This is a genomic window from Bacteroidota bacterium, assembly GCA_013696965.1.
GTDB lineage: Bacteria > Bacteroidota > Bacteroidia > JACCXN01 > JACCXN01 > JACCXN01.
Genome location: JACCXN010000091.1, coordinates 217469 through 241960, shown reverse-complemented (window position 1 = coordinate 241960; position 24492 = coordinate 217469). Strand labels below are relative to the sequence as shown.

Below are 24492 nucleotides of genomic sequence, written 5' to 3'. Positions count from 1 at the left end.
TTATTGAATTTGGGGTTTTACAAATTAAATGAGCTTGAAATTGTTCTAATGAAACCAAAAGTTGCGAACTTATTCAACTGGATTAGCCCGTGCATATTTACCTATTTTTATTCCTCAGACATTCACTCATTTTAAATTCAGAAAGTTTATCATTGTCCCTAACTCTGGCTCTACTGTGCAGCCCTTGTCTGGCATAATTTATTTTGCTCATCCTTCGGAAGCCTTTTAATCTACTGAAATATGCTTTATTAATAATACAAATAGGGTACTTCGGGTTCTAATTCATATATTTGAAACTTAATTTCAAACATTTAAGTGGATAAGGTATTAGACATAGTTGCAAATGAGACAAATGGAAAGTGTTATACATCTTTTCGCTACTGTGCTGACGATGAAATCAGAGTTCCGACGCTTGACTTTGACTCGAAAGAAAAGGAAATATCGGTAGTATTAAAAGAATTTGGCGAAACCGACACGAACCTCAACACCTCTAAAAGTTTAAAAACACTTGCTGACAAAATAATAAACCATGACCCACTATTTCATTTTTTCTTAGATGGTTCAAGAAGAACTTACAAAGTTGACGACATTGAAATAAACAGAAATGTTTATCCAATTATTGCAGGGCAGATTGGTGTTGCATGCTGTGAAAGGAATAACCCAAGCCAATTCAAATGTGCTGAATTTCAACACAGCCTTGTTTTGTCTTTGCCAAAAGGAGCAAACCCAAATGGTGGCGATGCCACCTTGTTTTTTAATGCTTTGGCTGGCAAAATCAACAAAACAAAACGAATTGAAAAAACACAGGTAAGTTTTTCAAAAATTCTTTCCTACGATTCAAAAAAGCAAGAAGGTGGTCTCAAATACGAACAATTAGGAATTGCAACAATTCAAGATGAAATGATAGATACTGAAAAGAAAATTGTTGCACATCTAAGTACAAAGAATTTAATAAACCCAGACCGATATTTAATAAAAGACGGTTCATTACAGTATGCACCAGCAAGAAGTTCAAACTTTAAAGAACTTTCTAAGTTTAAAAGTCATTACAAATGTGTTATTGGTGTATCAAAAATGTTTGACCCAGAATTATGTAGGGATAAAAATAACAAGAGCAACGCTGATAAAATTGCTATTTTGCCAATTTATCACAGAACGCCTGCATATAAATACAAAAGCGAAAGAGTTGGGAATGTGTTTTTTGCAGTTTGGTATGTTAGAATTCGAAAATCCGAACACACATTTAGCCCATTTTCAGGTGTGGTTAAAATTGAAAAAATATTAATCACTGACGAAGAAATTGAAAACGGATTAGACAGTCAAGAAATTGATTTGATAACAGCAAACATCATCAACGAAAGAAATCCAGTATGTTACGGTAAAGATGCAAGATGGGCGAACCACCTTTATCCCATACACTTAACAGAGAGTTTCATAAAAAGCAAGTATTTAAGCGACATCAATTTTTTAAATTTATTTTAATGAAAAAAATAGGAAAAATTATTGCCACTGAAAAAGTTCCTACAACAGTAGATGAATTTTTCTTTTGGACAGACAAACACCTAATTATAAAACCATTTGATGTTGTAAAAGTAGAACATATAAAAAACTCTGTAACCTTTGGTGTTGTGGAAGAAATATCCCATTTAACTGATGCAGCAAGTTTTTTAGCAGGATACATTTCTAGCGATTTTGGAGAAGTTGAATCAAAAAGCTACACACAGAGAATAGGAATGAACTATGTAAAAGCTAAAGTTGTAGCCAATTCTGAAAATATTTATACCCCAGTATTAGACGGATATACAGTTTCGCTCGCTAATGAAGAAGATGTAAAAATGGCTTTAGGCTTAAAAGGAATTAAAAATCCTTTGCCTTGTGGTGTAATCGAAATGTATGAGGACGAAGATAAAATAACAGTTCCTGTTCATTTCAATTCACATTTTTTAATTGGCCCCGAAGGAGCACATCTAAATATTTCAGGAATTTCAGGATTAGCTTCAAAAACTTCGTATGCTATGTTCTTATTAAAAGCTATACAAGAACAATACATTAAAAATGACCCGAATGAAAGCGTTGCTTTCGTTTTGCTTAATGTAAAAGGCAGGGATTTATTAGCTATTGATGAAAGTAATGATGAACTAACAAAAGAGGACAAAAAAATTTATAAAGATTTAGAAATTGAAACCACCCCTTTTAAAAATGTAAAATATTTCTATCCATTTTCTAAAGATACTAAATCCACCACATACGCTGATGTAAAGGATGTTGAAAGTCAGAAGAAACTCAAAAAGGCATTTCAATACAAATATCTATTTGAAGAAGATAAAGAGAGTTTAGATTTGCTTTTTTCAAACATTGATGACCCAACACAATCAATGGAATCAATTGTAAATTACATAACCTCAGGTGAGGGGCATTTCAATGGAATTACGAATTGGGAAGATCTAAAAGAAGAAATAAAAAAGCACCAAGAAAAAGGAGATACAGGAAAAGACAAAACTATTTCGGTCTTGAGTTGGAGAAAATTTTATCGCCTTTTTAGAAAAGCTTTAGAGCGAAATTTATTCTTCTCAAACTCGCTTAAAAACGATGGAACAGAAGTTCGTTTACATGAATCTATAAAGCAAATTAAGAAAAACGATATTCACGTTATTGACATTGCCAAACTTGATGAAGAAGCACAAGGCTTTGTGTTTGGTGATGTTATGAGAGCAATATACGATTTAAAACTTGGACAAATTACAGACAGAGAAGAAGCTGAAATTCCTTCTAAAATTGTAATATTTATTGACGAGCTGAACAAATACGGAAGTAAGGATGTGCCAAAAAATTCACCGATTTTAAGACAATTGTTGGACATAACAGAAAGAGGACGCTCTTTGGGAATTATTTTGTTTGCAGCAGAGCAATTCAAAAGTGATATACACGACCGTGTTAAAGGGAATTGTGCAACTCACGCATATGGAAGAACGAATGCAATAGAAATTTCAAAACCGGATTATAAATTCGTACCCCCAGTTTACAAATCAATGTTAACAAGATTGAAGCAAGGTGAATATATTTTACAAAATCCTATATTCAGGTCATTATTGAATATTAAGTTTCCAAGACCACTTTACAAACAGTATAAAAATGGATAAATTCAATAAAACAATTATTGGTAAAGATGTTATTGAATCACTTACAATTGGAATGTATGATGATTCAAGGTTTATTTATCGAGAGTATATTCAAAATGCTGCCGATCAAATAGATAAGGCAAGACAACAAGGATTAGTTAATGAAGGAGAAATTCACATTTCAATTGATGCAGACAAAAAAATAATTTCCGTAGAAGATGATGCAACAGGTATTGAAGAAAACAAGGTTGTAGAAATCTTAAAAAATATTGCTCAATCAACTAAACAAAGAGGTGTAGATAAAGGCTTCAGAGGCATTGGAAGATTAGGCGGTTTAGGCTACTGTAATAAGCTGGTTTTTGAAACTTCATTTAAAGGAGAAGCGGTTAAATCAATAATGACTTGGGATGCAACAAAATTGAAAAGCATAATCAACAACAGAAGTCAAAAAGAAGAAGCCTCAGCAGTAATTGATGAAGTAACAACACTTATTAAAGTAAAAGAAAAAGCTGAATTACACTATTTTAAAGTCTCTCTTATTGGCGTAACTAATAAAGATTTGTTGGATGTAAAGGAAATCAGAAATTATCTGTCAATGGTTGCACCAGTACCGTTCAGTAATTCTTTTGTGTATGCTCGTAAGATTTATGATGAACTCGAAAAGGAAGAAATAACTATTGACGAATACAAGACATTCATAAATACTGACCAGCTTTTCAAAGGCTACAACTCATACATTTATGAAGGAACTGACCAAAGCAACCGCAAAAAAATTGGAGAAGTTATAGATGTTTTATTTTTCAAAGAATACGACAGCGAAAATATCAAATTGTTTTTGGGTTGGTATGGAATAACTGAGAAGAATCAATCACTTAATCAAATAAATTATTCAAGAGGTTTTAGATTACGCAAATCCAATATTCAAATTGGTAATGAAGACACTTTAACCAAATTGCAAAGAGACAGGAGATTTCAATTTTACTTTTTTGGTGAAGTATATGGTTTGCACAAAGATTTAATTCCTAATGCAAGGCGAGATAACTTTTCTGAGACAAACACTTATTATGAATTTGAAAACAAGTTAAAAACTTTCTTTCACACAACAATTCATAAACTTTGCTACACAGCATCAGAAGTAAATAGTGCTGTAAAAACCATTAATAGCTACAACGAAACGATAACTCAATATAAGCAAAAGGAGAAAGAAGGTTTTGTTGACATTAAAGAGAAAAAAGCATTCTTGGAAACTCTTGAAAAGAAGAAAGGAGAAGCAATTAAAGCAAGTTCAAAACTTGAAACCATTAAAAATAAAAACGGAGTCACACATACACCAATCAATAAAATATTAGAACGAGCATCTTCAAATACTTCATTTGATATTGCGACTGATTTTGTTCCCAATGTTGAAACGAAGCCAGTCTTTAGAGTTGATAAACTTTCTAAGTTGAAAAAGGAACAAAAGAAATTTTTAAGTAATATCTTTGGAGTAATAAAAAATGTTTTGCCCAAAGAAACCGCAGAATTATTAATTCAAAAATTAGAAGAAGAATATAAATGAAACTATCAATATTTAATTTTAAGTCAATCGGTTCACTAGTAAATTATGAGATGCGGCCATTGACTATTTTGTCTGGTACAAATAGTTCAGGAAAGTCGTCTTTTATTCAATTATTACTATTTTTAAAACAGTCATTAGAAACGATTAATAAAGACAATGCTTTAAATATTGATGGCAAATTATTTAAAGTACGTGATTATCTTGACATCATTAAGGATAAAAAACAAAGTAATAAATTAAAAGTTGGTTTTACATTCAATAAATCAGAATTAACCAAATACAATCATTTTCCTGAGATAAGCATTCATAATGCGTTTGATAATTATGACTTAAACATTACTTTAGAATTTGATTTAAGAGATAATAAAATAACTGTTTCGCTTTTTGAAGTAAAGTTTATTACGAATGACACTGAAATACAAGAACACAATATTAAATTTGAAATTAATGATGATTTATCAATTAATACAAATGTTGCAGTTTTTAATGACGAGTTATATAAAGAACAGGGAAAGTATAAGGTTAGGAAGATAAATTTTTCATCTTTTTTCCCATCTGATGTTGAATTGGAATTCAAAACAGAAATTATTGATTTAAAGGGTAATAAAAAAGATGTAGAAAGTACCAGTAAAGCGGTTTTAAAATTTGATGGAATTAAAACAGTTATCAAGGATTTTTTTGCTAATCTAAACTATGTTGGGCCACTTCGCCTGGCTCCAAAAGATGAGTATTCTTTGTATGGTAAAAGTAATTCTGTTGGAATTGACGGAGGCAATGTGGCTGAAGCATTCTACGAGTTGTCCAAACAAACAATAACTTTTTTTAAAATTGAAGATATAAGTGAAAGCGTATGTTTTGTTAAAGTTGAAGATAGTTTTTTAAATGCAGTGAAATATTGGCTTTGTGAAAGATTTAAATTGTGTGCTGATATTTATTCGAAGAAAGAAGCTGACTCTTACATCATCTATGTTAAAAGTTTATCCGGAATAGAATCCACAATTAAACACGTTGGTTTTGGTATTAGCCAAGTTTTACCAATCATAGTTGAAGGTTTACGAATTGAAGAAAATGAAACGTTAATTTTGGAACAACCCGAAATACACTTACACCCAAAAGTTCAAAGCAATCTAACAGATTTTTTAATCTCATTGGTAGAACAAGGCAAAAAAGTAGTAATAGAAACACACAGCGACCACTTAATAACGAGGTTGAGAAGACGAATTGCAGAAGACACAAGCAACCAATTGGATGATAAAGTTTTATTGACATTTGTTGAAGTAGGAAAAAATGACGTGTTGTTTAATAATATCACAATTGATGATTTTGGCATTGTTGAACTTCCTTATCCAGAAGATTTTATTGAAAATCAAGATGGTGAATTAAAGGCAATTTTAAGAGCACAAATGAAAAAAAGATTAAATAAAAAATGAGTATGAGTTTTACTGCAGTAATAGATATATCTACATTTATTTGGAGCAAAGAAGATTACAATAGTAACAAAAATTATTTTTTTGAATTATTAATTATTGTGCCTACTGTTTTCGAGCAAATAAAAAAACTAAAACTGCCCATATTATTACGTAATGAACTTTTTGAAACAATAGCAACAGAATTTCCATTTGCTGATATAGATGATATGGGGTTTTCCTATTATAGTGCACAAACATTACGATTTTTGATTGACAATAAATGGAGTATATATGAAGAATCAAAAGAAAATGATTTGACAACTATTCCCGATATTATTAAGAATCATTTTAATCAAAAAATTAAAGAAGAAAGTAACCATCTCGTTGTTCATTTGTTTAACCATGCACTTGAACATAAGTTTATAGCTTATAAGCATTTTTATAATACCCAAACCAATTTGTCAATAGAAAATAAACTAAATGAAAAGTCAGAAATAGATACTCTTTACTATAACTCAGACAAAGAGGTAATAAACTTTTTTGAAAAATATCAAATAAAGTTTCAACACAATCCCAAACACGATATGTATAAATCAGGAGGAGAAATTTCGTTTTTGAGTTGTTATAATGAACGAGAAGGAAATACTTCAAAAGCTCAAGAACTTTTAGATAAAGCATTTTTTCACGAAGGGCATTACTATAATTTTGATATGGAAAACAATGTCTTTGTTCGTTTTATCAAAACAAGTGAACTTATATATCACGGACATGATTTGTCAGACGAGGGAAATAATATTCCAAATAGTGTAAAAAAGAAATATAGTAAATGATGGAAAAACAATTTAACCCAACGATAGGTAAAACGGTTTTGGAAACCTTAACATCGGGTATGTATGACGATGCAAGATTTATTTTCCGTGAATATATCCAAAATGCAGCAGACCAAATTGATGTGGCAGTTGAGTTAGGAATATTAAAAGAAAAAAGCGAAGGCAAAATTGACATTACTATAGACTCCGTCAGTAAACTCATTATAGTAAATGATAATGCGACAGGAGTTTCAGAAAAGGAAGTATTACGTTTCTTAGGAGACGTTGCCAACTCTCAAAAAGATAGTGTAAGGCAAAAAGGATTTAGGGGGATAGGTCGTTTAGGAGGTTTAGGTTATTGTGATAAGCTAATTTTTGAAACAAGTTATTTTGGTGAATCAGTGAAAAGCAAAATGACCCTTGATGCAAAGCTTTTAAAAAAGATTATAGAGAACCGAAATGACAATAGTGATGCAGCTGCAGCGATAAGTATTATTACAAAAATTGAGAAAACTGAGGAAGAAGTAGATAAACATTATTTCCGCGTTACACTTAATAATGCTTTTAACACTGTGTTAGATACCAATAAAGTAACTGAGTATTTATCTATGGTGGCTCCAGTTCCATTTGCCGCCAACTTTTCTTTTATCGAAGAAATAAAATCATATTTAAAAAATAAAAATGCAGTTCTAGACGAATATAATGTTGAAATAAATGGGGAAACTTTATTTAAAAGATATAAAAATACATTTTTAGGAAGAAATGAAGAAGAGTCTAAACTGATTGGCGTTGATTTTGTTGATATTCTAGATGATGATCAAAATTTATTGGCAGTATGTTGGTACGGATATAGAGCGTTATCTAATGTAAAGTTATCTGATCTCGATTACGAAAAGGGTATTCGATTACGTACAAAAAATATTGCAATTGGCAACGAAATGACCTGTAATAGATTTTTTGGCCAAGAAAGGACTAATTTAAGATTCATTGGAGAAATACATACTGTAAGTGATGGTTTTAGACCAAATGCCAGACGAGATTATTTTGTAGAGAATTCTACTTGTCTACAATTTCAGGAAAAGGCAGCAGAGATTTTTAAATTAGAAAATTTGGAAAATAGATTGGCTCAAGCAGCATCAAAGCTTCATAATGGATTAGATACAATTGAAAAATATAACAAAGTTTATGAGAATTTTGTAGAAAACAGAGGTGCATTCGAGAATGAAGCTACAGAATCATTTCATCTTAGCAGGTTGACGGAATTGAAGGTTAAAGCACTTAAAGCAAAAAATGAAATTGATAGAATAATCCGGAAAGGCTCATTGTCAAGCAATGTAGGAAATCTAGTGGACAATATATTGGCAGATAAGACAATTTCTTTAAAGGGTCTGTCTGATAGTGAACTAGAGGTTAGTAAATATACGCCTCCAGTTTTCGATAAATTAAACGAAGAGCAAAAAGCAGTAGTTTTGGGAATATTTGAAATTTTAGAGGAAGAACTAGACTTTTATCTTTCCGAGCAAATCAAAAAAAGAATAGTTGATAAATATAATTAGAATGAGCACGGCAAAACGAAAAATATTATTAGTAGAACCAAACTATAAAAACAAATATCCTCCAATTGGGTTGATGAAAATAGCTACGTATCATCGTAGTTTAGGCGATGACGTAAAGTTCTTTAAAGGTGATTTGAAAGATCTAGTTGTTGAGCAGCTATTCGATGAATGTTTAAAGAAATTAAATTTAATTGACAATTCAATCAAATGGATACAAAAGGCTTTTTTTATAAAACAGTTTATTAAGACAGGCAAAAGGCAAAACTTAGATGTTTTTGAAATCGAAAACTTGAAATACGGGCATCTAATATCAAAGGCATTAGAGGAATTTTCAATTAAATTCAGAAAGAAGGAATATGAAAATGAGCCATATTGGGATAAAATTTATGTAACAACACTTTTTACATTTTATTGGAAGATAACTGTTGAAACGATACACTTCGTGAAAAAGTTAGTTAAAGACCCAAAACAAATATTTGTTGGTGGTGTTTTAGCTTCATTGCTACACGATGAATTAGAGGCAGAAACCGGGATAAAACCACATCAAGGATTATTAGACAAACCAGGTATTCTTGACAAAGGCGACAAAACTATTATTGATAATTTAGCACTTGATTACTCCATTCTTGATGAAATAGAATATCAGTATCCAACACAAAGTGCATACTTTACCTTCATGACAAAAGGTTGCACAAGAAAATGTGCCTTTTGCTCTGTCCCAATTTTAGAACCAACATACAAACCAAAAATTGAAACCTATGATAAGTTTTTTGAAATCAAAGAACTTTATGGTGAACAGCAAAATCTTTTGTTGATGGACAACAATGTTTTGGCTTCGCCAAACTTTCCTGAAATAATACAAGAAATAAAAGAAATGGGTTTTGTAAAAGGAGCAACATTTATAGAACCTAATCAATTAGATATATCAATTAAAAATTTAATAAATCATCCAAATCAAAAGGCATACATCAGGAGAACATATAGACTGTTTCAAGATTTAATCAATAAATTAAAAGGAGAAAACAAACAATTTGCTTATAATGTACTTGATAACTATCAGCTTCTGAAACTTGAAACTACATCAAAAGAAAATCTATTAAATGCATACAAAGAGCTTAAAAACCTAAATGAAAAATACAGGAATAAATCACCTAAGTTACGTTATGTAGATTTTAACCAAGGAACTGACGCAAGGTATGTAACAGACGAGTTAATGAAGTTGATGAGTGAAATTCCAATCAGACCATTAAGGATAGCATTTGATTATATTGGCATGAGGAAACAATATGAAAATGCAGTAAAATTAGCAGCAAAGTATGGTATTCGTGAACTTTCAAATTACATTCTTTATAACTTTAAGGACAAACCAGAAGACTTATATAATCGTTTAGAAATAAATATTCAGCTCTGCAAAGAATATAATATTGCTATCTTTTCATTTCCTATGAAGTACATCCCGCTTTTTGGTGAAGAAGCAAAAAATCGAGATTACACAGGTAAATTCTGGAATAAAAAATTTATTCGAGCCATTCAATCTGTTTTGAATGTAACAAAAGGCATTGTTGCCCCTGCAACAAGAAATGATAAAACATCATTCTTTCATAAAGCATTCGGCAACAATATTGAAGAATTTTTTGAAATTCTTTATATGCCTGAGACATATATTGTTTACAGAAGTGTCTTTGAAAGACAACTTGGTTATACTGACATCTGGAAAAAAGAGTATCAAGCTATCAGAAAGAGTAACGAGTGGGAAGAAGCTAAAGCAATCATTGAGACAAGCAACTTTACAGACATTAATGAAAGGACGACAAATCCTGCCATCAGAGAATTTTTAAGGCATTATCAAATTCTACGAAATACTTTAATAAATGAGGACGAAGAATATAAATCACTTAAAAAACAATTTGATAAACTAATCAAATCAGATCGTTTTATTGACTTGACACTGACTTATGACTTTGAAGAAGAACAGCCAAAAATTAAACAAAAGAAAAAACAGAAACAATTGAAATAATGAAAGAAAAATCAAGATCAATATATTTCATCTTATTTTAGTTTGTTTTAAATCTCAACAATTCGGCAGGTTCCACCCCCAGAGCACAGGCAATTTTATTAAGCGTTAAAACAGTAATATTTGTACCATGTGATGTTAGTTTTACCAAATTTGATTTTTCAATATCAGCTTCCAATGCCAGCTCCTGAAAAGACAAGCCCTTTTCCTTCCGTATCCGGTTAATATTCTGCCCCAAAGCTGTTAAAAAATCCTCCTGTTCCAACATAATTCAATATTGGGACTTTTGATTCAAAATTTCGGTGTTTTTAATGCCACCGATAGGTTTTTTATGTTTATATTTGCTATTACCAAAGAGATTTTGTTGTTACCAAAATTAATATCAAATTATAAATTCAGAACCAAAAAAATGGCACTATTAGCTGAACAGGTAGTGGAAGAATGGCTGACCAGAAAGGGGTATTTTACTATCCGTGGATTAAAGATGGGTATTGATGAAATTGATCTCTTAGCAATAAAAAATAAAGGGAATGGAGAATGGGAAAAAATCCATGTTGAGGTTCAGGTAAGCATAAGGCCTGTAAACTATATATCCGGTTTAACCAAAGAAAGACAAGAGGAGTTTTCTATCAAAGGTTCAGGTAACGCTACAAAGAGAACAAATGAACAACTTGAACTCGCTGTTCAGGATTGGATTCAGAAGAAGTTTCTTAGTGAAAAGAAAAAACAAATCAGACACCGTTTGACAGGTTCTGAGGACTGGAAATTTCTGTTTGTTTATGGAAATGTAAAAAACCCACAGGAGCTAACTTTCATCAAAAGCCACAATGTAGAAACAATAAATATTCAGGAGATCCTTAAATCATTTGGATCAAATAAATTTGATTATACAACAGGTTCTGCAACAGATTTAATTGAACTTATGGAATTATCAGTCAATTCTAATGATTTAAAAGTCATTTCAAAAAGTCCCACCCCTGTTTAGGGTCGAACCATTTTATCAGTCGGGTTGAAGGCGGTGGAATTTTTGCCTTAATGATTTTCAAAAGGGGGAAACAGAAGGGGAAAAGACCGGATTATGAATGATTTTTTTTGCTTTTAAGGAATTACAATTCTGGTTTTGGAAAATAACTCAGATAATAACTTGTAACGCTTTAATAACAGGCTTTTTTGTTGATTTTGCAAAATAGATTTTTCATAAAACTTTTTTCAAAGCGTACAATTTTATTTTGGAGATTAGCTTAAATTTTTTAAAAACACACTAAATGAAAACAATCACTCAAATGTTTTTTGCGCTAATGTTAATGCTTATGGCAAGTACAATGTCATCAAGTGGACAATCAATTAAAGATTTTGTATTACCAAATCCTCACTACAATAAAGCAATTTTTTACAAACCTAGTAAAACTGGTGGCAGAACTAATTTCTCAAGAATAATTTATTATGATGAAAAAGCTGATCAGCATAACATAATGGATGCTCAAATGTATAAAAACGAGCCAATGTCAATTTTAACAATGACCGTTAAATTTTCTGAGAATGAGGCTAATATGGTGGAATCAGTTTCAACCAATGAGATTGAAACCAATAAGAGACGATGGTACAATGTTCCTAGAACCACGTTTAAAATGCCATCTGCCAATGCAATCTCAGTATGGCTATATACGGATATTAAAGGGGATGAGATGAGGTGCACTTCAAGTTGGACTACTGTAACTGTTGGTGATGATCAAAGAATTGCAATTAAGGTAGTAAAGGAAATAATAGGATTAAATTCTAAAATAATTGAATATTATGTAGAAGGGATTGGGCTTTGGAGAACAGACATGGAAAATTCTGATGGTACCACCGAAATTTTAGAAAAATTTGATAAACTTGAGTATGAACCATCTAGAAGATAACATTAGAGCTGTTTATTGCAAGAGCCTTACAACCGCCACCAAAAGGAATGGCAGAACCAGCGAAATAAAACCATAACTAAAATGAGCAAATTACTGAAGTCCCTAAAATCCGGAAAAATAGGTGCTGATTTTATTCTTATGGCTCCAAAGCACAGCAAAATTGCAGTTTCCGAAAGTGACTTTGAAGAAATTTGGCTAGGATATTACAAGGAACCAACAATTCAGGAGAACCTCGATGAGGCAAAGGCAATGATTGTAGTTTCCAAAGAATACGGAATTATATTAATCACAAAAAGCAAGTAAATACACCGGACAAAAAATCACTTCGTTTCTACATAACTCCATTGGATAAAATAAAAATCAATTTTTTTTGTATCGGTTGCTTTATAGTTATTGGACAGTTTGATGAAACTTGTTGGAAAAATTTTCGAGAAGCAGCGAAAATGGCAAGATGTTCTTTAGAAGAAGCTTTTTTTGATACATCATTTTTTGAGGTTCTGCAAATCCCTGAATATAATGAGTGGCGTGATCTGGGTAATCTCACTCAAATTTCTGGCTTAACAGACAGTTACCAAAGTATTATTGAAATTCGGGTAAACAATAGAAAGAAGAGAACAATTCTTTTTAAGGACTTTTTTAATGAAAATGTTCTGTTTCCATTGTATCAAACACAATCCTTCCAATTAGATTTTTCTGATTTAAATGAAAATCACTTAACTCTGGTAGAAAAGGAAATTGGGACTGTTGCGGCTTATGAATTTGAATCCAATCAATTTTCGCTCGAAAAACTATTGTTTTCAATAAGTATATTAAATGTCAGAGAAATGAGCTTTGTAATTTTATCAAAAATAGAATATGATGACACGGAATTATTTATAACCAAGTCAGATGCTTTGGTAAAAGAAAGGTACGCTATACTGTAACTCACAAACTTCGAAAAAAAGTTTATTTACCCTCTCCCATTGATTCCACCCTTCTTTCAATCTCTGCACAAGCCAGTAACAGATTATAGCACTTTTCCGCAAGTGGCAATAATCGCTCCCCTCTTGAAGTAATTGCATATTGCCCTGCTTCTTCCAAAAAGCTGATGTAAATTTTCATCCATTCTTCACTTGCACTACCCGTTGGAATTCCCATCATTTCGGCTACTACATCCATTATTTCCAAAGGATGTGCTTCCGTGGTCAGGTGCAATTTTTCAAGTCCGCTTAAAAGCTGATTGTGCTTCAAGTCCTGCTGGATGAGCTGAATGATAATTTTTCTTTTGTCCATAATTTTAAAATTACACTGGACAATTATCTCCATAATTTCATTGACATTCAAGTAATTGCGTTAAAATTTTTACTAATCCACGTTTAATTGCTGATCTGCTGATAGAAAAATTGTTAATAACTTTTTTCTGCCTTTGTAGGCAAGCGTTTCAAGAGGTTTTCTTTCTTTTTTGGTCAAAACAGCCAAAAACTTTTTCCACTCGGAAGTTATGTAAGATATATGGGCACACCAATGAAGCCTGCCTATAAATCTTATCTTATGAAAACACAAAATGTCAATGAGAGTATCTTCTATGAACCCCTTATTAATAGAGGGGCAAAAACAGCATTCAAAGGCACGGAGTTACGAAAAAGCAACTTCTTAAATACACACCCTAAAATTATAAATAAAGGGTGGGTGGGTAAAAAAATAATCTAAAACTTTAAAACTATGAAAACAGAAATAAAATGCAAGGCAAAGAAAATCAACCGAAAAAAAATAACCGTTTCTTTTTTTGAAAATATTAAGCAAGGGCAGCCAAAGGTTGCTTCATTAATTGTTATTCTTTTTCGCATAAAAAACGGAAAATTTAAAAAGATTATCGGTCATATAAAACAATATTTTGCAGAGAGTGAGGTCAAGAAGGCCGGGGAACTAAAAGCAAATCTCCCCGGAGTTACCTTTAGCGCTACCTATAATGGAGGACGTAGGCAGGAGAATATCCTAGAATATAACAATTTGCTTGTATTAGATATAGATAAAATCTCTGATCGGTTACTAGAGAACAAAACACTTATAAGCAAAGATCCTTATACTTTAGCAGTATGGAAATCTCCATCAGGAACTGGACTAAAAGTCCTAGTAATGGTTGACTCTTCAATGGAAGACCATAAAATAGCGTTTCAATCCTTAGAGGGATATTACAAGCAAAAGTTTAAATTACAGATCGATAAAAGCGGTTCAGATGTTCAGCGGTTGTGTTTTATGTCATACGATCCAAATATATTTATAAACTGGGATGCAAAAAGGTTTTGTGTGGAAGTAAGTGAAATAAATCAGGATGGCATTGCCGAAAAGCATTGGAAGGATACTGTCTCTGCAAGTAAAATTACTGAAGATATAGCCAAATTTTTAACTGGTAGAAATATATCCATCACCTATAATCATGAGCGGTGGTATAAGGTGACATTAGCTATTGTTTCAGCCATCCCTAACAACAAGGGGAAAGACCTTTATTTACAGCTTTGCCGTCTGGACGGGTCTAAACATGATGAAAACGCTTCTATCGCAAAATGGAATTACTGCCTGAATAATTATCAGAACAAAATAACTTTTAAAACGCTATTGTATTATGCTAAGGAAGCAGGGTATGATTTAACAAGGGCATCAGAAATTCAAAATAATACTGATGCCCCAATTCCCCTCAAACCCTTCATCCCCGACATTACCCCTTTAAACACACCTAAGAGTTTTAATGTTTCTACATTTCCCGAGGAGGTTTATAATAATTTACCCAACTTGTTGGAGCAGGTATGCAATCTTTTTACCAAACAAAAAGAACGGGATATAGCTTTATTGGGGTCATTAACAACATTAAGTATTTTAATGCCAAATATTAATGGCACTTATAATAAAGACAAAGTAGGCATGCCTCTGTTTTTATTTGTAGTTGCTCCCGCTTCTGCTGGAAAGGGTGTGCTAAAATATCCCAAATACCTCGGTCATGCTATACATCAGAAATTACTGGAGGATGGCAAACGCTTATTCATTCCGGCAAATTGTAGTGCTTCGGCAGTACTTAAAACAATAAATAAAAATGATGGCTGGGGTATTATTTATGAAACAGAGGCAGACACTTTAAGTCTTACAATGAATAATGAGTGGGGAAATTACAGCGATTTCTTAAGAAAGGTTTTTCACCATGAGTCCGTCTCTTTATTAAGAGTGGCAGATGATGAATACATTGATGTACTCAATCCTAATGTTGCTGTTGTTTTAAGTGGAACGCCCAATCAAGTATCGTCTTTAATCCCCTCTGCTGAAAATGGATTATTTAGCAGATTTGCCTTTTACGCCTTTAGCACGGATACAGAATGGCAGGATGTTTTTGCCGATAATGGAAATGTAGATCTGGCGGAGTACATGAAAAGTTTAAGTGAGAAATTATTGTTTCACTATAATAAACTAAATGAACTGGAAGTGGGACTTACTTTTAAATTAACTGGTGAGCAGCAAGCCCAATTTAATAAATTATTTGGTAAGTGGCAAAATGAGTTTAAAGAAATTGTTGGAGAAGATTTAATTGCCAGTATTCGCAGATTAGGGCTTATGGCATTCAGAATAGCGATGATATTAACAACTTTAAGGTTAATGGATGAGTGGGGTGAAAATAGAACTGAGATACTCTGTAATGATTCTGATTTTGAAAAATCAATCAAAATAGTTGAATATTTAAGAATCCACACAATGGAAATATACTCCAGATTTAATGATAAACAGATAAAATTTAACAATAACGAACAAGCAAAATTCTTTTATAATCTCCCTATAGAATTTTCTGCCTCAGAAGCCTTTAAAATAGCGACAAACTTTAAAATTAAGTACAAGACAGCGGAAAGTTATCTGTCCAAATTTGTTAAATCTGGAATTATGTATAGACTAAAGCACGGGCATTATTCCAAAAACAAACCGGCATAAGAGTCCAACAGGAATTAAGGGAGCTCAGGGAATTGGGGGAACTCAGGGAATAAAGTAAACCAAAGGGATCATATGAGGCGATTAAAGTAAGTCAAACAATCACATACTGCTATATCTATAATCGCACTCAAAAAATCATGAAAGTGTTATACATATTTTATTCTCCACAGCCTCTGTAAGTAATATAATTTCCCTTTATAAAACAAAAATAAATTTAGAACTTTTCGCTTGAAACAAAAATAAAAACAAAATGGCAACAAATTACAGCATCAAGTTAATCATCAGGGACGATAAACCCGTAAAGCAAAATGGCAAGCACCCTCTCTATTTTTTAGTAAGGCTGAATAAACATTTAATAAAACTTCCAACAGGAAAGGAGATTCAGAAAGTGAACTGGGATAAAGGCTCAGTAAAGGCTGTTTCAGGAGCGAATTTTCAACTTTTAAACTCCTATCTGGGGAAGAAGATTGCGGCATTTGACCAGTATGTATTACGTATGGATACAATGGGAAAACCAGTAACAAAAACAGTAGTTAAAAACTTCTTCAAACGGGAAGGAGCTATGACTTTTTACCAGTTTTTTGAAGATCAGATTCAACTGTGGATTGGGGTAAAAAAAGAATCAACTATTATGTCCTATAAATATACCCTACAAATACTAAAAGAATTCAATCCCGACCTCAACTTTGGGGATATAGATGTGGAGATGATAGAACGATTGGACAAGTATTTGCGCCTTGTAAGAAAAAATAAAACAGGCGGTACTTTTGGAAGACATAAATGTTTAAAAACAATTATAAAAATTGCAATTCGGAAGGATCTACTGGATAAAAACCCATATGATCATTTTAAAATAAAGTTGGCAGATGCAAACAGGGCATTCTTATCGGTGGAGGAGATCAAAAAATTGAAAACAGCCAGCCTTCCAGAGGATTTACTAAGAGTTCAAACGACAAGAGAAACTTTTCTTTTCGCCTGTTATACAGGATTGCGATTCTCTGACATCGTCAATCTTAAATGGAGTAATATCAAAGAAAACCCGGACAGGCTTGAAATTGTGATGGAGAAGACGGGAAAGGAGATTACCATACCAATTATCCCGTTGGCAAAAACAATCCTGATGCACCTTAAAAAAGAGGCAATCTCAGGGCAAATTAACGTGTTTAAAGCAATTTCAAATCAGGTTGTGAACCGAAACCTGAAAGAATTAATGATATATACCGGAATTAAAAAGAAATTAACTTTTCACTCTGCCCGTAATTCATTTGCATGCAATCATATTGAAGCAGATACCCATATACTTTATTTAAAGGATTTATTAGGGCATTCAGATATTGGCACTACTCAAATATACGCCAAGTCTCTAACAAAGGGATTATATGAATCAATGAATAAACTTTCAAAAATATATAACTAAAAATTTTACTAAATAATGACAGACAGTTACTTTTTATCAAAATGGAATTCTCTACAATTACATAAAGCGAAATTATCATTCTTGCAAAATTATTTATTATCACTGCACAGGAACAGAGAGGTTGTTGAATTTTTAGACAATCTTCTTGCAGGAATAGATTCAATTTCAAACAAAATGGGCATGTTGCTATATTGTTTAAAAATTTTAAAGCAATATCAAAGAACTATACCAAAAGAACTTGCAGAAAGTTTTCCTGAACAGTATGATTTGGAAAGAGAGACAATTGCAGAAGAACAAACAATTTACGACCCTGTGAAATGGATTGAAGCAGAAATTGAATTTATATCATCTTATTCTAAAATTCAGCAAGAGTTTCCGGAAACAGAAGAGCCTGTTAAAGAAACCAAATTGTCTGAAAAGCTTTATCCTGAAACAAAAGAATTCCTAACATTGAAAGAGACAATGGATTTATTAAAAATCAGCAAATCCACATTAGACAGGCGCAGGGAAGAAGGTTTGCCGTGGCATAAGGATGGAAAAAAGCTGTATTTTAAGCGGAATGAGCTGATTAAATGGATTGATAAAAAGAGGTGGTGAGAGCCTCACCCTGTCTGATGTTCAGACGGGGCGGGCTACTCGATTGTACGATGTTTTTTTATTCTTGATTTAGCTCATCATAATAAAAATGTTCAGTTATGTATTCAAGCTTTTCTCTGATTATGTTAAAACGAAGAATAAAATTTTCTAAATCTATCTCAACATTACCGATTTCGTCCACATAAAAATGATTTTCATATTTGTTACTAAAAGGATACCGGGAAAAATCCATTCTATCTTTTTTTTCTGTGGATTTGATTTTTTCAGTTAATTCAGTAATATATTCTGATAAACTTTTGGTTTCTTCTTCAAAGTCTTTTAAAGTTAGCTGTCCATTATATGCTTTTATTTTACATTTAACAGTTTGGTAAATCTGTTTGATATTATGACTTCCTTCTATCTTATACTCAGTGTTTAATAGCTTGTTAAGCATCCAAGTTAAAGCCTTAAGATAAAGTTCTATCCCGTGATTTGCATTTGTTAATATTGGAAATATTATTATATCTGCTCTTTTGCCTTCATTATTTTCTAAACATTGTGTAGCGAGTTCAATAGCAGCCAAAAGGAAACCATCAGCTAGATTAAGTATATTAAGTATTTCAGAATGTGGAGAGATTCGCCAATTCAAAAATGCAATTTTGTCAATGTCCTCGTTCCTAGAGAATATTGGTTTCATAAAACATCACACAACTTGTATATATCAGCACAAACATAGCATTTTTCTAAATACATCCACAGGGGAAAGAATAGGGGAAACGCATTTGAATCCAAATGAAGCTGAATGAGGCATTAACTCCAGAAATTACAGCATAAAAAAAAGGGGCTTAATTTTCATTAAACCCCTTTCAAACCCCTATAAACTCAAGGGATGCTCCCTCTCTTGGGCTCGAACCAAGGACCCTCTGATTAACAGTCAGATGCTCTAACCAGCTGAGCTAAGAAGGAATCTTTTCCTAAAAAGGAATGCAAAAATAGAAGTAATCATATAAATATGCAATTATTTTAGCATAAATATTTAATATGATTGCAAACAATTATAAATGAGCATGTTATTTTTAACATGCACTTGAGCTTTTCCTTTATTGTGGATCATTTAATTAAAATGAATGTGCTTTGAGCAAGGAATTGTTTATTAAAAAGGGATAAAAACAACTCCAATCAGATAAATATCCGATATATTTGTCAAAATTATTAATTTTTAAAAATTCTATTAATGAGCCTATTAATTATTGGTACAGTTGCATTTGATGCTATTGAAACACCTTTTGATAAAACAGAAAAAATTTTAGGAGGAGCAGCTACATATGCAAGCCTTTCGGCATCTTATTTCACAAAAAAAATTAATCTTATTTCTGTTGTAGGGGATGATTTTCCTCAGGAGCATATTGAAACTCTTAAAAGCAGAAATATAAATTTGGATGGACTTCAAATTAAAGCAGGAGAAAAAACTTTTTTTTGGAAAGGCAAGTATCACATAGATATGAATACCCGTGACACTCTTGATACACAGTTAAACGTTCTTGCCGGTTTTAATCCTATTGTTCCTGAAAAATACCAGGACTGTGATTTTTTAATGCTTGGTAATCTTATGCCAGTGGTTCAAATGAATGTTATTAAACAATTAAAAAAGCGTCCTAAATTAATAGTAATGGATACTATGAACTTTTGGATGGACAGCAGCTGGGATGAATTAATGGAAACAATAAAAATGGTTGATGTGCTGGCAATTAATGATGAAGAAGCACGACAAATGTCAAAGGAATATTCATTGGTAAAGGCTGCTCAAAAGATTATGGCACTTGGGCCAAAATATTTGATTATTAAAAAGGGAGAACATGGAGCTTTGCTCTTTCATAAAGAACAGGTTTTCTTTGCACCAGCCCTTCCTCTTGAAGAGGTTTTTGATCCCACAGGCGCTGGTGATACTTTTGCAGGAGGTTTTATCGGATACCTTGCTGAAACCAAAGACATTTCTTTTGAAAACATGAAAAGGGCTATTATTTTTGGTTCAGCCATGGCCTCTTTTTGTGTTGAAAAATTCGGAACTCAAAGAATTGTCAATTTATCTCCCGCTGAAGTAGATGAACGTATACAAGATTTTATTGACCTGGTACAATTTGATATTGCTTTGGTTTAAGCAATAAAAAAAACAGTTATCAAAGACTATTTTACACTATTTTTCAATCAAACTTTTTAATGAATATAATATACCACAATGATTTTTGAAAATATACTTTCCGTTAATGCCAATGGTATCCTTACACTCACAATTAACCGTGAGGATAAACTTAATGCACTGAATAAAAAAACTATTGCTGAATTAAGTGTTGCTTTTAAAAATGCAGCCATTAATGATGAGGTAAAAGTTATTATCCTTACAGGTGCTGGAACTAAGGCTTTTGTAGCAGGAGCAGACATTGCAGAATTTGCTGATTTTGAAATTGAACAGGGAAGAACACTTAGTGCCGCTGGCCAGCATACCCTTTTTGATGTAATAGAAAATTTGCCAAAGCCGGTAATTGCAGCTGTAAATGGCTTTGCCCTTGGGGGAGGCTTGGAACTGGCGATGTCATGTCATTTGCGAGTTGCTTCAAGTAATGCTAAAATGGGGCTCCCTGAAGTCTCTTTGGGAGTAATACCCGGATATGGTGGAACCCAAAGGCTGCCTCAACTTGTTGGAAAGGGAAAAGCATTTGAAATGATTATGACAGCAGAAATGATGACGGCCCAGGATGCATTTAGGTACAATTTGGTAAATCATGTGGTAGAACAAAATGAATTAATTGCAAAATGTGAGGAAATTGCTGGAAAAATAATCAGTAAGTCCCCGGTTGCAATTGCTGGAGCAATAAGAGCCATTAATGCCGGTTACAATTATTCCCTCAATGGATATGAAGTGGAAATCGATGAATTTGGAAAATGCTTTGGAACCGATGATTTTCATGAAGGTACAACTGCTTTCCTTGAAAAAAGAAATGCTATTTTCCCTGGGAAATGATTTTATTAAAGGCAATAATATATTTACATAATTTATTCTGTTGTGAAACAATTCAAATTCAATTGTCTCCTTTGTAACTTGTAACTTTGAACCTGATTAGAAAGCTTGCCGGGCAAACTGCAATTTATGGGATTCCAAGTATTCTTGGCAGATTATTAAATTACTTGTTAGTCCCACTTTACACTAGAATCTTTATTCCTGAAGAGTTTGGGGTTGTTACCGAACTTTATGCTTATGTTTCATTCCTAATCATAATTCTTACTTATGGAATGGAAACTGCTCTTTTTCGTTTCACTCAAACCGAAAACAATAAGGAGTCTGTTTATAGTACCATTCTTATTTCCATTTTATCATCCAGCACTGTTTTTATTCTTTTATTTCTGGCCCTTTCTCCATTTATTGCACAGGGTTTAGGATACTCCCAAAATCAGGAGTACATTATTTGGTTTGTTTTTATCATTGCCTTTGATGGTATTACAGCAATTCCCTTTGCCAAACTCAGGGAACAAAATAAGCCTCTGAAATTTGCTCTTGTTAAGTTTACAAGTATCCTCTCTAATATACTCTTTATTTTGTTTTTCCTTGTTTTTTGCCCTTTGGTTTATGAAAAAGGCGAAGGAATTCTATTTGAAATAATTAGCCTTGTTTATAGCCCTCAAATTAGCATTGGCTATATTTTTATTTCAAATTTATTGGCAAGTATTATTACTGTTTTGTTGCTTATTCCCTATTTAATTCCCAGGTTTTACTCCTTTGATCTAAACTTGTGGAAGCGTATGATGAAGTACTCACTGCCGCTTTTACTGGCAGGCCTGGCAGGCATGACAAATGAAACGGCCGATAGGATAATGATTAAATATTTACTTCCCTCTGATGTTTCTTTATATCAATTAGGGATTTATGGGGCCTGTTATAAAATAGCTATTTTAATGACTTTATTCATCCAATCTTTCCGTTTTGCAGCAGAACCATTTTTCTTTGCTCAATACAAAGAAAAAAACAGGACTGAGATATATGCCCAGGTAATGAATTATTTCATTCTTGCCGGCTCCCTTATTTTTTTATGTGTTGTGCTTTATATTGATTATGTGCAATTGTTTGTTGGGGAAAAATACAGAGAGGGAATAAAAATTGTTCCTATATTATTACTGGCAAACCTGTTTATGGGAATCTTTTTTAATTTATCAATATGGTATAAGCTCTCAGGAAAAACAATGTTCGGGGCTTATTTAACAATTATTGGTGCGGCAATAACGGTTTTTTTCAATTTTTTACTCATTCCTAAAATGGGTTATTTGGGAGCAGCATGGACTACCTTGATTTGTTATAGTGTAATGATGGTTTTATCTTATATTATTGGACAAAAACATTTTCCTGTTGTTTACAAATTAAAAAACGCAGGAGTTTACATTTTTTTAGCTGTTATTATTTATCTGGTAAGTATACAATTTGCACCGGATGAACAATTTGCCCGAACTTTTTTTAATACCATATTGCTAATAGCATTTCTTATCACTGCATTTCTGATTGAAAAAGTTAAAAAAGTAGTAATTTAGCTGCCTAAATAAATCCATAAGGTTATACTGTTAATTAAGGCTTGAGCAACAGTTTTATAAATAATAGAATTAAAAAGCAAAATAAAATGAAAGTAAGAGTAATAAACAAGTCATCACACGAACTGCCTCAATACAGTACTTTGGCTTCAGCAGGAATGGATTTGAGGGCAAATTTGGAGGAACCAATAGTGCTGAAATCTCTTGAAAGAAAACTTATTCCAACCGGTTTATTTATTGAACTTCCAATTGGTTACGAAGCACAGATACGCCCTCGAAGCGGTCTTGCTTTTAAAAATGGGATTACAGTTTTAAATACACCAGGCACAATTGATGCGGATTATAGAGGAGAGATAAAAGTAATATTGGTAAATCTTTCAAATGAAGAATTTAAAGTTGAAAATGGCGAAAGAGTTGCTCAAATGGTAGTTGCTCTTCATTCAAGAATTGAATGGGAGTTAGCTGATTCATTGCTTGATACAGAAAGAGGGGCTGGGGGCTTCGGCCATACAGGGATAAAATAATAATTTCCTTTTAAATGATTCGTATTTTCAGTATTTTTATATAAAACCAAAAACATTTAAATTATGAAAATTATAGTGCCGATGGCTGGAATGGGGAAAAGAATGCGTCCTCATACATTAACAGTCCCTAAACCATTAATACCCATTGCAGGAAAACCTATTGTTCAAAGGTTAGTGGAAGATATTGCTAAAGTATGCAATGAAAAAGTTACCGAAATCGCTTTTATTATTGGAGACTTTGGAAAAGAGACAGAGGATAGACTAATTAAAATAGCTGAAAGCCTTGGAGCCAAAGGATCCATTTTTTATCAAAAAGAAGCTTTGGGAACTGCCCATGCCATTTTATGTGCATCTGATGCATTAAATGGTAAAGTAGTAGTTGCATTTGCAGACACCTTATTTAAAGCAGACTTCAAACTTGATGACTCACAAGAGGGTATTATATGGGTTCAAAAAATAGAGGATCCAAGAGCCTTTGGAGTAATTAAATTAGACAGTGATAACAACATTACTGATTTTGTGGAAAAGCCAGAAACTTTTGTCTCCGATCTTGCTATCATTGGAATTTATTATTTTAAGGATGGTTCCAATCTTAAAAGCGAATTGCAGTACTTGTTAGATAATGATATAAAGGATAAGGGAGAATTCCAACTTACTAATGCCCTTGAGAATATGAAAAACAAAGGGGTTAAATTTGTTCCTGGAAAAGTGGATGAATGGTTGGATTGTGGAAACAAAAATGCAACTGTTTATACTAATCAACGGGTACTTGAGTTTAATAAAGGCAGCAAAATGACAGCTGAAAGTGCTCAAAAAAATAATTCGTTGATTATTGAACCTTGTTTTATTGGAGAAAATGTGCAATTGATGAATTCTATAATTGGACCACATGTTTCCCTGGGAGACAATGTAAGAGTAGAAAACAGCATTGTTAAAAACAGCATTATTCAAACCAATACATTAATAAGCAACGCCAATATTAAAAACTCAATGCTTGGTAATTTCATTGAGTATAGGGGTACAAGTGATGATTTAAGTATTGGAGATTATACGGTAATTTCCAAATAAACTATTATTCAACTAGAATAA

General features: G+C 32.5%; 22 protein-coding genes and 1 tRNA gene. 19 read left to right on the top strand and 4 right to left on the bottom strand.

The genetic code is table 11. The annotated features are described in order from the left end of the window. Positions 1-315 precede the first annotated feature (315 nt). Genes H0V01_13975 through H0V01_13945 form a run of 7 tightly spaced genes read left to right on the top strand, consistent with a single transcriptional unit; the run spans position 316 to position 10468 of the window. Positions 316-1482, top strand: coding sequence for a hypothetical protein (locus tag H0V01_13975; GenBank protein ID MBA2584487.1), 1167 nt, complete (start codon positions 316-318; stop codon positions 1480-1482). After that, positions 1482-3140, top strand: coding sequence for an ATP-binding protein (locus H0V01_13970; GenBank protein ID MBA2584486.1), 1659 nt, complete (start codon positions 1482-1484; stop codon positions 3138-3140). Before H0V01_13975 ends, H0V01_13970 begins: the two co-directional genes overlap by 1 nt. Then, positions 3133-4677 carry an ATP-binding protein gene (locus tag H0V01_13965; protein MBA2584485.1) on the top strand — a complete coding sequence of 515 codons (1545 nt, stop codon included), beginning with the start codon at positions 3133-3135 and terminating at the stop codon, positions 4675-4677. Before H0V01_13970 ends, H0V01_13965 begins: the two co-directional genes overlap by 8 nt. Beyond that, positions 4674-6107, top strand: a complete 1434-nt coding sequence (locus H0V01_13960; GenBank protein MBA2584484.1) for an AAA family ATPase — start codon at positions 4674-4676, stop codon at positions 6105-6107. Before H0V01_13965 ends, H0V01_13960 begins: the two co-directional genes overlap by 4 nt. Positions 6108-6109: 2 nt before the next feature. Beyond that, on the top strand, positions 6110-6916 hold the full coding sequence (locus tag H0V01_13955) for a hypothetical protein (GenBank protein ID MBA2584483.1): 807 nt from the start codon (positions 6110-6112) through the stop codon (positions 6914-6916). Further along, positions 6913-8451, top strand: a complete 1539-nt coding sequence (locus H0V01_13950) for an ATP-binding protein (protein MBA2584482.1) — start codon at positions 6913-6915, stop codon at positions 8449-8451. The genes H0V01_13955 and H0V01_13950 overlap by 4 nt, the downstream gene beginning before the upstream one ends. A 1-nt stretch (position 8452) precedes the next feature. Then, positions 8453-10468: a hypothetical protein gene (locus tag H0V01_13945; protein ID MBA2584481.1), complete on the top strand. Its 2016-nt coding sequence runs from the start codon at positions 8453-8455 to the stop codon at positions 10466-10468. A gap of 37 nt (positions 10469-10505) precedes the next feature. On the opposite strand, the gene H0V01_13940 is transcribed toward H0V01_13945, so the two are convergent. Continuing rightward, positions 10506-10733, bottom strand: a complete 228-nt coding sequence (locus tag H0V01_13940; GenBank protein MBA2584480.1) for a helix-turn-helix domain-containing protein — start codon at positions 10731-10733, stop codon at positions 10506-10508. Between the two features lie 141 nt (positions 10734-10874). Between H0V01_13940 and H0V01_13935 the strand changes: the two genes are divergently transcribed. The 4 genes from H0V01_13935 (at position 10875) to H0V01_13920 (ending at position 13289) form a co-directional block, all read left to right on the top strand. After that, a complete protein-coding gene (locus H0V01_13935; GenBank protein ID MBA2584479.1) occupies positions 10875-11450 on the top strand; it encodes a hypothetical protein in 576 nt (191 codons plus the stop codon). 280 nt (positions 11451-11730) lie between these two features. Next, entirely contained in the window at positions 11731-12366 is a 636-nt protein-coding gene (locus tag H0V01_13930) for a hypothetical protein (GenBank protein ID MBA2584478.1), read from the top strand. 81 nt (positions 12367-12447) lie between these two features. After that, positions 12448-12669, top strand: coding sequence for a hypothetical protein (locus H0V01_13925; protein ID MBA2584477.1), 222 nt, complete (start codon positions 12448-12450; stop codon positions 12667-12669). Between the two features lie 41 nt (positions 12670-12710). Beyond that, positions 12711-13289 carry a hypothetical protein gene (locus H0V01_13920; GenBank protein ID MBA2584476.1) on the top strand — a complete coding sequence of 193 codons (579 nt, stop codon included), beginning with the start codon at positions 12711-12713 and terminating at the stop codon, positions 13287-13289. A gap of 22 nt (positions 13290-13311) precedes the next feature. Here H0V01_13920 and H0V01_13915 read toward each other — a convergent pair whose 3' ends face one another. Next, entirely contained in the window at positions 13312-13638 is a 327-nt protein-coding gene (locus tag H0V01_13915; protein MBA2584475.1) for a hypothetical protein, read from the bottom strand. A 429-nt stretch (positions 13639-14067) separates the two neighbouring features. Here H0V01_13915 and H0V01_13910 point away from each other — a divergent pair, with 429 nt between their 5' ends. The 3 genes from H0V01_13910 (at position 14068) to H0V01_13900 (ending at position 18328) form a co-directional block, all read left to right on the top strand. After that, positions 14068-16314 (top strand): DUF3987 domain-containing protein, encoded by a 2247-nt coding sequence (locus H0V01_13910; GenBank protein MBA2584474.1) that lies wholly within the window; start codon positions 14068-14070, stop codon positions 16312-16314. 250 nt (positions 16315-16564) lie between these two features. Next, entirely contained in the window at positions 16565-17731 is a 1167-nt protein-coding gene (locus H0V01_13905; protein ID MBA2584473.1) for a site-specific integrase, read from the top strand. Between the two features lie 15 nt (positions 17732-17746). Further along, complete coding sequence (locus tag H0V01_13900; GenBank protein MBA2584472.1) at positions 17747-18328, top strand: helix-turn-helix domain-containing protein; 582 nt, start codon at positions 17747-17749, stop codon at positions 18326-18328. 58 nt (positions 18329-18386) lie between these two features. Here H0V01_13900 and H0V01_13895 read toward each other — a convergent pair whose 3' ends face one another. Then, positions 18387-19004 carry a hypothetical protein gene (locus H0V01_13895; protein MBA2584471.1) on the bottom strand — a complete coding sequence of 206 codons (618 nt, stop codon included), beginning with the start codon at positions 19002-19004 and terminating at the stop codon, positions 18387-18389. 195 nt (positions 19005-19199) lie between these two features. Next, positions 19200-19273, bottom strand: a tRNA-Asn gene (locus H0V01_13890). 268 nt (positions 19274-19541) lie between these two features. Here H0V01_13890 and H0V01_13885 point away from each other — a divergent pair. The 5 genes from H0V01_13885 (at position 19542) to H0V01_13865 (ending at position 24471) form a co-directional block, all read left to right on the top strand. Next, complete coding sequence (locus H0V01_13885) at positions 19542-20465, top strand: sugar kinase (protein MBA2584470.1); 924 nt, start codon at positions 19542-19544, stop codon at positions 20463-20465. A gap of 78 nt (positions 20466-20543) precedes the next feature. Then, positions 20544-21326 carry an enoyl-CoA hydratase/isomerase family protein gene (locus H0V01_13880; GenBank protein ID MBA2584469.1) on the top strand — a complete coding sequence of 261 codons (783 nt, stop codon included), beginning with the start codon at positions 20544-20546 and terminating at the stop codon, positions 21324-21326. An 86-nt stretch (positions 21327-21412) separates the two neighbouring features. Then, the gene (locus tag H0V01_13875; GenBank protein MBA2584468.1) at positions 21413-22882 is read left to right on the top strand and encodes an oligosaccharide flippase family protein; all 1470 of its coding nucleotides are present in this window, start codon (positions 21413-21415) and stop codon (positions 22880-22882) included. An 86-nt stretch (positions 22883-22968) separates the two neighbouring features. After that, entirely contained in the window at positions 22969-23403 is a 435-nt protein-coding gene (dut, locus tag H0V01_13870) for a dUTP diphosphatase (protein MBA2584467.1), read from the top strand. A 63-nt stretch (positions 23404-23466) separates the two neighbouring features. Then, positions 23467-24471, top strand: coding sequence for an NTP transferase domain-containing protein (locus H0V01_13865; GenBank protein ID MBA2584466.1), 1005 nt, complete (start codon positions 23467-23469; stop codon positions 24469-24471). Positions 24472-24492 lie beyond the last annotated feature (21 nt).